The sequence below is a fragment of the Syntrophales bacterium genome (assembly GCA_023228425.1).
Classification (GTDB): domain Bacteria; phylum Desulfobacterota; class Syntrophia; order Syntrophales; family UBA2210; genus MLS-D.
Map to the genome: position 1 here is coordinate 13,073 of JALOBE010000022.1, position 10,982 is coordinate 24,054.

Annotated in this window: 10 protein-coding genes; 8 read left to right on the top strand and 2 right to left on the bottom strand. The window is 56.3% G+C overall.

Going from position 1 to position 10,982, the window contains the following annotated elements:
- Window positions 1-205 precede the first annotated feature (205 nt).
- Both M0Q23_08675 and M0Q23_08680 read left to right on the top strand, forming a co-directional pair.
- Window positions 206-400 carry a hypothetical protein gene (locus tag M0Q23_08675; GenBank protein ID MCK9528693.1) on the top strand — a complete coding sequence of 65 codons (195 nt, stop codon included), beginning with the start codon at window positions 206-208 and terminating at the stop codon, window positions 398-400.
- Window positions 401-684: 284 nt separating this feature from the next.
- Window positions 685-1,275 (top strand): TetR/AcrR family transcriptional regulator, encoded by a 591-nt coding sequence (locus M0Q23_08680; GenBank protein MCK9528694.1) that lies wholly within the window; start codon window positions 685-687, stop codon window positions 1,273-1,275.
- 304 nt (window positions 1,276-1,579) lie between these two features.
- Here the strand turns inward: M0Q23_08680 and M0Q23_08685 are convergent, their stop codons facing one another.
- Complete coding sequence (locus M0Q23_08685) at window positions 1,580-2,053, bottom strand: hypothetical protein (protein MCK9528695.1); 474 nt, start codon at window positions 2,051-2,053, stop codon at window positions 1,580-1,582.
- A gap of 233 nt (window positions 2,054-2,286) precedes the next feature.
- On the bottom strand, window positions 2,287-3,594 hold the full coding sequence (locus M0Q23_08690; protein MCK9528696.1) for a 3-deoxy-D-manno-octulosonic acid transferase: 1,308 nt from the start codon (window positions 3,592-3,594) through the stop codon (window positions 2,287-2,289).
- Between the two features lie 163 nt (window positions 3,595-3,757).
- Here M0Q23_08690 and M0Q23_08695 point away from each other — a divergent pair, with 163 nt between their 5' ends.
- From M0Q23_08695 to groL, 6 genes are all read left to right on the top strand, one after another.
- Window positions 3,758-4,501: a hypothetical protein gene (locus M0Q23_08695; GenBank protein ID MCK9528697.1), complete on the top strand. Its 744-nt coding sequence runs from the start codon at window positions 3,758-3,760 to the stop codon at window positions 4,499-4,501.
- Between the two features lie 68 nt (window positions 4,502-4,569).
- Window positions 4,570-5,232 carry a ribulose-phosphate 3-epimerase gene (rpe, locus tag M0Q23_08700; protein ID MCK9528698.1) on the top strand — a complete coding sequence of 221 codons (663 nt, stop codon included), beginning with the start codon at window positions 4,570-4,572 and terminating at the stop codon, window positions 5,230-5,232.
- A 7-nt stretch (window positions 5,233-5,239) separates the two neighbouring features.
- On the top strand, window positions 5,240-5,908 hold the full coding sequence (locus M0Q23_08705) for a class I SAM-dependent methyltransferase (protein ID MCK9528699.1): 669 nt from the start codon (window positions 5,240-5,242) through the stop codon (window positions 5,906-5,908).
- A gap of 466 nt (window positions 5,909-6,374) precedes the next feature.
- Entirely contained in the window at window positions 6,375-7,982 is a 1,608-nt protein-coding gene (locus M0Q23_08710) for a Na/Pi cotransporter family protein (GenBank protein ID MCK9528700.1), read from the top strand.
- A gap of 947 nt (window positions 7,983-8,929) precedes the next feature.
- Window positions 8,930-9,220, top strand: coding sequence for a co-chaperone GroES (groES, locus tag M0Q23_08715; protein MCK9528701.1), 291 nt, complete (start codon window positions 8,930-8,932; stop codon window positions 9,218-9,220).
- Window positions 9,221-9,245: 25 nt separating this feature from the next.
- Window positions 9,246-10,880, top strand: a complete 1,635-nt coding sequence (gene groL / locus M0Q23_08720; protein MCK9528702.1) for a chaperonin GroEL — start codon at window positions 9,246-9,248, stop codon at window positions 10,878-10,880.
- Window positions 10,881-10,982 lie beyond the last annotated feature (102 nt).

The window sequence follows — 10,982 nt, forward strand, 5'->3', positions numbered from 1 at the left end:
TCACGACACTTCCCGTATCGTCCGGGGTAGGGTGCCACACCGATGGCCTGAAAGACTTTTCCGCAGGAACCGAGGCATTGACACTGCGGATGGCGAGCTTCTTCCCCATGTCGTCAAGAGTGATCTCCTGCAGGGCCTTCAGATCCTGCTTGATATCGGACCACTCGAATGATAGCCGGTCTGGCGGAACTGGACAGGTGCATAAGTGATAAAACTGCTCTATAGTGACTCTGTAAGGAGGATCGATATGAGCAAGCGTCCCAGGAGGAATCATGCCCCGGCATTCAAGGCAAAGGTAGCCTTGGAGGCTTTGAAGGGCGAGCAGACGGTGGTAGAGCATCGAAACTCATCTGCAACGGTCTGTTTTCTCTTGATTCCAGCGGCGTCATGTCCGGCGTGACAGTGCGAACCGGGCTAAGTAGTTTTTTGAAAGACGCCGCGTTGTTCTTTGTGTTTTTCCGTGTTCGGGGGCAGCAATTTCCTAACCGGAAATTGCTGCCTGTGGGTAGGACAGCGATCTAAAAAACGAGTTTTTCAGGATTGACTATTTTGTTTTTTGGTGAAACCATTATAATTCAAAAGACGGGGCTCTTCAAGCCTTATGTGCTGTTATTACAATATATTATGCCATTTCTTGGCTACGAATTTGCCAATGCCGAAAGTTGAGGTAAAGGATCAAGAATCATGGACGCGATGCATCCAAGGAAGAAAATTTTGCTTCAAGAAGCGGCTAGACTTTTTCGTGAGAAATCGTTCGAAGTAGCGACACTACGCGAACTAGCGAAATGTGCAGGTATCAAGGGTGGTAGTGTCTACTATCATTTCTCTTCCAAACAAGAAATTTTATTTTGTATTATGCACTATACATTGACAGAACTAACCTCCCAGCTTGAGGAAGCCTTAAAGACAGAATCTGATCCTGAAAAGAAGCTTCATAAAGCCATTGAAATACACGTAAACTATCATATAAAAAACAAGGACATGACTTACGTGACAGATTCTGAAATACGCAGCCTGACAGCAGAACAACATTATAATATAATTGAAAAAAGGAAAAAATACGAAAATCTATTTTCTGGTATCGTGGATAAAATAACTCAGGCAAACGATCAAAAAGGCTTGAATTCAAAACTATCCACTTTTGCAATCCTTCAGATGTGTACCGGTGTGTCATACTGGTATAACGATAATGGCCCTCTCGGCGTGGAAGATATTGTCAAAGCCTATTTTAATCTTTCCTGTCGAGGGCTCCAGGGCAATGACAATGTGGGATGAAAAAGTCATGATCTTTATTGCTTCACATGACCGATCTGTATAGCAGTGATATGCCATATGCGGGAGCTTGAAACTGTAACTATCGGAGACAGTGCTGGTGGGGATGCACTATGTTCTTCGACAAAACAGGATTTTCCCCTGGGACGTCGTAGCCGGGAGACATTGTTAACTTGTAACCTGAATCTTGCACGGCCTTCCCACTTCGATAATGAACCCACCTGATATGCTGCATGGATGATCTCCAAAAAAGTGATTTTGAACCCTCTTTGCGATTCGGTGCAAGAAATTTCTTGCACCGGGTCGCCTAAAATAGTGAAGCGTTGCACGCCTGTTTTTTTTCGAGGCGCAGTCGGTCAAGTAATTCATAGCATATGAGAAGGCCCGGTGTTCTGGTATCGTGAATCGAGTACTTCACCCTGTCCCGATTATTCGCCCGGACCACCTTGGCTGCGATCATGGGCAACTTCAGCCGGGCAATACAAATCGTATTGTCCTTCACACCGGTAAAAAGAGAGACCTGGGCATCGCGAGGGTGGGCCATCATTTTGAAGTAGCGCCGGAGAGTGTAGGCCGGCATGGCAATCTGGAAAAATGCATGGTTGTTCTTGAATCTTCCCGAGGGGATTGCGTCGAGTCCTTCGCGCCGCGCTTCGCCAACCAGGTTCTCAACATCGGCGCGCTTATCGTATGTTGCAATGACATCATGAGCTTTGCCGCCGAGGGTTGTGTCAGGACAGGAGGTCGCACCGAATAGACCGTCCGGCCAGATCCCAGTCAACCATCCCTGCCGGTTTCACTAGGGGGTGACGGAGATCAATGATCTGGGAAAGCTCCGAACGAAACAAATCTTCTTGGCGATTGTGCTGGGGAGGTCGCTTCGGTTTCATAGGTGCAATGTGCAAGCTTTCTGTGGTTTTGTTGTTGAAATCTTGCAAAGCATATGGCACAAATACCATAAATTGTCCAGTAATAGTATGAATATAGGTTATTCTTCAGAATCGACCGAATTAACTACGTCCCCGTGTGGACCAGGCCGCTGATCAACTCCACGTAGCGGTCGGCGGCACCCTGGTTTTCCGCCACGATCCGCCGCCCCGCCTCACCCCGGCGTCGGCACTCTTCCGGATCCCCGAGGAGTTCCGCCATTCGCCCGGCCAGTTCCTTCCCGTCCCGCACGGTGACGCCGGCTTCGGCGTCGGCGAGAAGCCGTCCCTCCTCCCGGAAATCGTCCATGGAGGGGCCATGAATGACCACCTTCCCCCAGGCCGCCGCCTCGAGGACATTCTGTCCCCCCTTCGGCACCAGGCTGCCCCCGCAGAAAACGAGAGAGGCCGTGCCGTAGAGGCTGAAGAGCCGACCCATGACATCCACGACGATGACCGACCGGTCGCCCCGAACCTCGCCGGCATCGATACGGCTCAGCCTGACGGCCCGGCGGCCCAACTGTTCCTCCTTGAGCAAAGAGAGAACGGCGGCGGTACGCTCCACGTGGCGGGGCGCGAGGACAAGCACAAGACCGGGAAGTTCTTTCAGGAGACGCCGGTACGCCCGGACAAGGATTTTTTCTTCTCCCTCGTGGGTACTTCCGGCCACGATGACCGGTGTCCCCCGGGCCAGCGAAAGCATCCGCGCCGTTTCATCACCCAGGGCGGCGTCAGCCCGCTCCACGAGACCGTCATACTTGGCGTTCCCCAGCACCGTTATGCGGGAGGAATCCATGCCCAGTTCCCGCAGCCGCGACCCGTCGGTTTCCGATATGACCCCGGCACTGTCAAGGAAACCAAGGACATGTTTCCAGAAAAACCGCGTGGCCCGGTAATTCTTGAAAGAGCGGGGAGAAAGGCGGCCGTTGACCATGACGGTTTTCACGGACCGCTCCCGGCAGAGGTGCAGGAAGTTGGGCCAGAGTTCCGTTTCCACGGTCACGAAGAGGTCGGGGTTTACGCGATCCATAACCTTCCTGATCACCGGGGGAATGTCCAGGGGATAGTAAAACAGGACCGTCGCTTCCGGCACAAGCCGCCGGGCCGCGGCCCGCCCCGTCTCGGTACTCGTGGAGAGAAGAAGCGCGGCATCGGGCCAGGCCCGTCTCAACCGGGCGACGATGGGTGCCGCCGCCGTCACTTCCCCCACTGACACGGCATGGATCCAGATTCGGGGGGAACCGCCGGCGTTCTCGAAGGTTCCATGTCTGTGAAACCCCAGCTTGGGCCCCGCGCTTTCCCGGTACTTCCCCTGCGCCAGCACCTTCCAGGCGAACCAGGGAACGGCGGCCAGGGCGGCCGCTGAAAGGACGGCATTGTAGGCGATCATGTTCATGGTGACACCTTCAATAGCACGGTCGGCAGGGTTTAAGCAACACCGGGCTCACTACCGTCAATACGGTTGACAGGACAAATTCCCCTATAGTAAGAGAACGGTTTAAACGGACGTGCCATGCAACGGAACAACCCGTAGAAAGGCCCGTGGAAAGGAAGGAACCATGAAAACCGGATCAGTATCAGTATTGCGCATTACCCTCCTGCTCGCCCTGGCGGCGCTGGTCGTGACGGGGTGTGCCCGCTACGAACGGAAGGTGGTTCCTTTCAGAATGCCCGCCGCCTACCCCAACGTGGTCGACGTTGCCGGAGCCTCCATTGCCGCCGAATCATTCAACGACAGCCAACAGGCCGGAGACGCCTTCGGATTTGACATTCTCGGCGCCGGCGTTCTGCCCGTGCAGATAATTTTCGACAATAGGGGCCCCCACGCCCTTGAAATCCAGCCGGAACGGACCTGGCTCGTTGACCGCGACAACAATCTCTGGCCCGTCCTTGACGCGAACCTCGCCTACGACCGCATCGCGGAGAAAACGAAGCTCGGTGAGGTGGCGCCCAAGGCTGCCACGACGGGCCTTCTCGGGGCCGCCGGCGGAGCCATCATCGGCGCCGCCGTGGGAATCGTGACGGGCGAGAACGTCGCCTCCGCCGCCGGGAAAGGCGCCGCCATCGGAGGCGCCGCCGGAACGGTTATGGGCGGGGTGGGAGCGATCACCGACCAGGAAGTGCGGCACCGGATCGGCGAGGATCTCCACAACAGGAATCTTGAAAGAAAACCCGTATATTCCGGCGACATCGCCCACGGGTTCATTTTCTTTCCCGGAGAGGCGAAAGGGACTATGGAGCTGAGACTGGGCCTGAGAGAGACCGATACGGGAACCGTTCATTCACTCATACTGGGCTTCTGAAACGGGGACGGGACCGTGCCGCCCACCACCGCACCGCTTACGTGCACATCGGGAATCGAGGAATGAACATGACCAAAATAGCACCTTCAATTCTGTCGGCGGACTTCGCGAGGCTCGGCGAGGAAATTGCCGCCCTGGAATCCGCCGGCGCGGACTTCATCCACGTGGATGTCATGGACGGCCGTTTCGTCCCGAACCTGACCATCGGCCCTCCCATCATCAGGTCCCTGCGGAAAGTGACGGAGCTTCCCCTGGATGTGCACCTGATGATAGAAGATCCCGACCGCTCACTGGAAGACTATATTTCGGCGGGCTGCGACTTCATCACCGTCCACGTCGAAGCCGCGGTGCATCTCCATCGGACTGTGGAATCCATTCGAAAGGGCGGCTGCAGGCCGGGAGTGTCCCTGAATCCGGCCACATCTCTTTCTTCCGTGGACCACATCATCGACGACCTGGATCTTCTTCTCCTCATGACGGTGAATCCCGGTTTCGGCGGCCAGACCTTCATCGAAACCATGCTTCCCAAAATCGCGGAAGCCCGGCGTCTCATCGACAACCGGAACCCCCGCGTCCTCCTCGAGGTCGATGGCGGCGTCACCGCGGACAACATCGCCGCCATAGCGGGAGCGGGCGCCGATGTTCTCGTGACGGGATCGGCCGTCTTCAACAGCGGGGATTATGGCGTCGCCATCCGCCTCATGCGGCGGAACCTGGGCGTCATCGCCTGAGCGCGGAATGAAAGCGGACCTGTCTTCCATGGATATTCACTCCATTCTTTCCCGGCCCATCAAGGGATTTCTCGACCCTGACGAGGCGGTGCGCCTCTACGAACTGGCCAGGGACGCCTCCCCCCTGGGTCCCTGCCTGGAAATCGGCAGCTACTGCGGCAAATCGGCCGCCTGTCTCGCCCTCGGATGCCGCGAAGGGCGCTCAGTCCTCTTTTCAATCGACCACCACCGCGGCTCGGAAGAACAGCAGCCCGGTGAGGAATACTTCGATCCCGATCTCCTGGACGCCGAGACGGGACGAATCGACAGCTTCCGTCTCTTCCGGAAGACCATGGACGAACTCGGCCTGCAGGACACGGTCGTCCCCATCGTGTCCACGTCGGAAACCGTGGCCCGCGCCTGGCGCACTCCCCTGGCGCTGGTATTCATCGACGGCGGGCACAGTTTCGATACGGTATTCAGCGATTATGCCTGCTGGGCACACCTGGTCCTCCCCGGCGGCTACCTGGTGTTCCATGACATTTTCACCGATCCCGCCGAAGGCGGTCAGGCACCCCGGCAGGTGTACCGTCTGGCTCTCGCGTCGGGCCTCTTCAGAGAACTGCCCCGGCTCAAGACCCTGGGCATCCTGCAGCGGGCGTCGCCTGTCGATGGATCCGCGCCCGCGACGTTATAAATGACAAAGGAACCGTTTCCCCGGTATCTCCGGCCCGTGCCGGACGATGGATCAGGCAGTGCCGGTGAGAGACCTTTAATTGTGTCCGAGGAGCGTCGCGATTGTGTCATTCCGGGGAGCGAAACGATTGTGTCCGGGGAGCGCCTTAAGGTCCGTTATTTCGAGGAACGAAGCAATTGTGTCTGAGGAGCATCGCGATTGTGTCATTCCGAGGAGTGTCTTAAGGTCCGTCATTCCGAGGAGCGAAGCAATTGTGTCATTTCGAGGAGCGAAGCGACGAGAAATCTATGTCCCGAACGCAGCGAGGGATATTTCAGACTTCTCACATGCGTTCGAAGTGACGGGGGAACGTTCGAAGTGACAGGGGAGAGGCCGAAATGACAGGGGAAAGGTCGAAATGACCCAATCGACAGTTTTTAAAGGTCTCGGTGAGTGATTAACAAGGACGACACAACAGGATAACTCAATGGACATCCACGCGCTACTGGGCGTCACCGGCGGCCTCGGCCTTCTGGTTTTCGCCATGTATGTGTTGAGTAGCTCCCTCAATAAGCTGACCCACGAAACCGTCAGGGCGATGCTCGAAAACCTTGCCGGCAAATGGACCCGCTCCGCTCTTGCCGGAGTAACTGCCGCGGCGCTTACACAAAGCTCCACGTCCACATCGGTGACGGCAACGGGATTTCTCAACGCGGGCATTATCCATCTTGTACCGGCACTGGCCGTCATGATCGGGGCCGGTGTGGGGACGACCATGACGGCGCATATCATCGCCTTTAACCTGGCGGGAATCGCCCCTTTCTTCATCTTCGTCGGCGCGTTGCTGCACTTCATTGCCCCGAAGTCAACGCACCAGAACCGGGGGCTGGCCCTCTTCGGCTTCGGAGCGCTCTTCCTGAGTATCTCCATGATAAGTTCCGACATGGCCATCCTCGGAGAAACGCCCGCCATCAGATCCATTTTCCTGTTCCTCGAATCCCGGCCCCTCGCGGCACTCCCGGCCGGTCTGCTTATCACGCTCCTTCTGCGCAACAGCAGCACCTCCATGGGCCTGATAATCGCCATTTCCCTGGCGGGCCTGCTCGATCTCCGGGGGGCGCTCTTTCTCGTCTTCGGCATCAACGTGGGAGCCTCCGTAAATGTCATTATCGCCGCCATCGGATCCAGCCCGGCCAGCAAACAGCTCGCCCTGGGGAACATTCTGTTTACTGCCGTCGGACTCGCGGCCGCTCTCCTCATGATCCCCCTCTACCTGGCGTTGCTGCCCCAGGTCTCCGGGAGCCTGCCCCGGCAGATCGCCTTGGGACACACGGTCTTTAACGTCGTGATCGCCCTCCTCGCGCTGCCTTTCATGTCCTTCTTCGAATCGTGCCTCAAGCGGATCCTTCCCGAGAAAGATGAAAAGGCCCAGGAAATTCGCTACCTCAGCCAGAACTTCCTGTCCACGCCCTATCTGGCGCTCATGGCAGTCATACGGGAAATCACGGTGATGCTTTCCATCTGCAGGAGCATGCTGGAAAAAGCTGAAGCCTGCGTCGTGGAATACAACCACAAACTCATGAACGAACTGGTCTTTGAAGAAGAGTCCGTCGACGAGATGCAGAAAAATCTCACGGCCTACCTGGTGGACATTACCCGGAACGAGTTGACGGTCCGCCAGCAACGGTCGATTCCCGCCCTGCTCCACAGCGTCAACGACCTGGAAAAAGTGGCCGACTACTGCGAAGACATCGCCATACTGGCCCAGCAGGCCTTCGAAGAAGACCTCTTTTTCTCCGAAAATGCCCAGAGAGAACTCAAACGCCTTTTCGGGAAGACAAAAACCATGATGAATCTGACCGCGGACGCCATCATCGACAACGACCGCGAGGCGGCCCGGGCAACCCTGGGATTGATGGACGAGATTGACGAGGCCATCGAACGATACAAGATAAACCACGTGACCCGCCTGGAATCGGGAATCTGCACCAGCGAGCCGGGCATCATCTTCTCCGACATACTCACCGACATAGAGCGCATGAACAACCATCTTCTGAACATTACGAAGGGTGTTCTGCACATCGGCAAGCGCTGACCGCGAGACCTGTTATGTCGCAGTTCTGAAGACGTTCAAGGCACTGTGATTTCGATGAGCATCCGCATTCCGTCAATTGGAGGGCTGTCCGTGATACAGATTCCTCACGCGCCTTCGGCGGTTCGGAATGACGGTGATCCGCTGGTATGGTGGGTTTGTCACATTCCGTTATTTGGAGGAGCATCCATATCCCGTCATTTCGAGGAGCGAAGCGACGAGAAATCTTGCTTTTCAGCCGTCATCGTGAAAGATTTCTCCCTCCGGTTCCCTCCGGTCGAAATGACGGAAGGGGATGGATGGTCGCTATGCCGGAACGGGACGATCGAAAGGGCGATGGGGCGGCCTCAATGCCGGAACGGGGTGCCCATATTCCGTCAATTGGAGGAGTACCCATATCCCGTCATTTCGAGGAGCGAAGCGACGAGAAATCTTGCTTTTCAACCGTCATCGTGAAAGATTTCTCCCTTCGGTTCCCTCCGGTCGAAATGACGGAGCAGGATGGTCGGAATGCCGGAACGGAGTACCCATATCCCGTCATTTCGAGGAGCGAAGCGACGAGAAATCTTGCTTTTCAACCGTCATCGTGAAAGATTTCTCCCTTCGGTTCCCTCCGGTCGAAATGACGGAGCAGGATGGTCGGAATGCCGGAACGGAGTACCCATATCCCGTCATTTCGAGGAGCGAAGCGACGAGAAATCTTGTTCTTCAGCCGTCATCGTGAAAGATTTTTCCCTTCGGTTCCCTCCGGTCGAAATGACGGAAGGGAAAGGGACCGTCGAAATGGCGGAAAGAGCGGTCCGGCAGGCGCTGATCCTCAAAAAATGCCCCTTTTGCCTCTTTCCTCCCTTGACAGAGCCTGTTTCGTGTTTATGTTATGGAAAATTAAATCAGCAGGATAATCTTGCCAAAAAATCAAAACCATATGTGAGGAAAGGAGAGTCGTACAGATGAACATCAGACCATTGCATGACAGGATTCTGGTACGCAGACTGGAGGAGGAGGAAAAAACCAAGGGGGGAATCATCATTCCCGACAGTGCCAAGGAAAAACCCATGGAAGGCGAGGTCATCTCCGTGGGCAAGGGACGGAAAACCGAAGACGGCAAGATCATCAAGCTCGACGTCAAGCCCGGTGACCGCGTTCTTTTCAGCAAGTATGCCGGAACGGACATCAAGATCGACGGTGTCGAACACCTCATCATGAGAGAAGAAGACATTCTCGGAATTATAGAAAAGTAAGAACGACAAAGGAGGAAAAAGCTACATGGGAGCTAAAATGTTGCAATACGATGAAGATGCCAGGAGATCACTCCTGAAAGGCGTGAACGAGCTCGCCAACGCGGTCAAGGTAACCCTCGGTCCCAAGGGCCGCAATGTGATTCTCGAACGATCGTTCGGTTCGCCCACGATGACGAAGGACGGTGTCACCGTTGCCAAGGAAATCGAACTGGAAGACAAATTTGAAAACATGGGTGCCCAGATGGTGCGTGAAGTCGCAAGCAGGACAAGCGACGTGGCCGGAGACGGAACCACCACGGCGACCATCCTGGCCCAGGCCATATTCAGGGAAGGCGTCAAGGCCGTTGCCGCCGGCAGCAATCCCATGGAAATCAGACGCGGCATCGAAAAGGCCGTGGAATTCGTGGTCGATGAACTGAAAAATTTGAGCAAGCCGACGAAAGACCAGAAGGAAATCGCCCAGGTGGGCACCATCTCGGCCAACAGCGACGAGACCATCGGAAATATCATCGCCGAGGCCATGGGCAAGGTGGGCAAGGAAGGCGTCATCACCGTCGAAGAAGCCAAAGGCCTTCAGACGGAACTGGACGTGGTGGAAGGTATGCAGTTCGACCGGGGCTACCTCTCCCCCTACTTTGTCACCAACGCTGAAAAGATGGAAGTGGAACAGGAAAACCCCCTTATCCTGATTCACGACAAGAAAATCAGCACCATGAAGGACATCATCCCCATCCTCGAGCAGATCGCCAAGATGGGCAAACCCCTCCTGATCATCTCCGAAGACATCGAAGGCGAAGCCCTCGCGACCCTGGTGATCAACAAGATCAGGGGCACCCTGAACGTGGCCGCCGTGAAAGCTCCGGGTTTCGGTGACCGTCGCAAGGCCATGCTGGAAGACATCGCCGTTCTCACCGGCGGCAGGGTCATCTCCGAAGAAATGGGATCCCGCCTCGAAGCGACCAAGCTGGAAGACCTTGGTTCGGCCAAGAGGATCGTCATCGACAAGGACAACACCACCATCATCGACGGAGACGGCGACCGGGTCGCCCTGGAAGGCCGGGTAAAGCAGATCCGCGCCCAGGCCGAAGAAACCACCTCCGACTACGACCGGGAGAAGCTACAGGAACGACTGGCCAAACTCGTGGGCGGCGTAGCTGTCATCAAAGTCGGGGCGGCCACGGAAACGGAAATGAAAGAGAAGAAGGCCCGCGTGGAGGACGCCCTCAACGCGACGAGAGCTGCCGTTGAAGAGGGGATCGTTCCCGGCGGCGGCGTTGCCTACATCAGGACACTTCCGGTCCTGGAAAAGAAAAAGCTTCCCGGTGACCAGCAGACCGGCCTTGCCATCGTGAAACGGGCCATCGAGGAACCTCTCCGCATGATCGCCGAAAACGCGGGTTACGAAGGCTCGATTATCGTTGAGAAGGTCAAGGGAAAGAAGGACGCCTACGGCTTCAACGCGGCCTCGGAGCAGTTCGAGGACCTCATGGATGCCGGCGTCATCGACCCGACGAAGGTGACCCGCTTCGCCCTGCAGAACGCCAGCAGCGTGGCGTCGCTGATGCTGACGACACAGTGCATGGTGGCCGAAAAGCCGAAAGAGGAGCCGGCAATGCCGATGCCTCCCGGCGGTATGGGCGGCATGGGCGGCATGATGTAACATCCGCCGGAAAAAAGCAGGTACAACACAGCACCACAGGCAAGGGTCTCCCGCCCCGGGCGGGAGACCCTTTTTTTCTGTTTCGAACCGCCCGGGGAATAG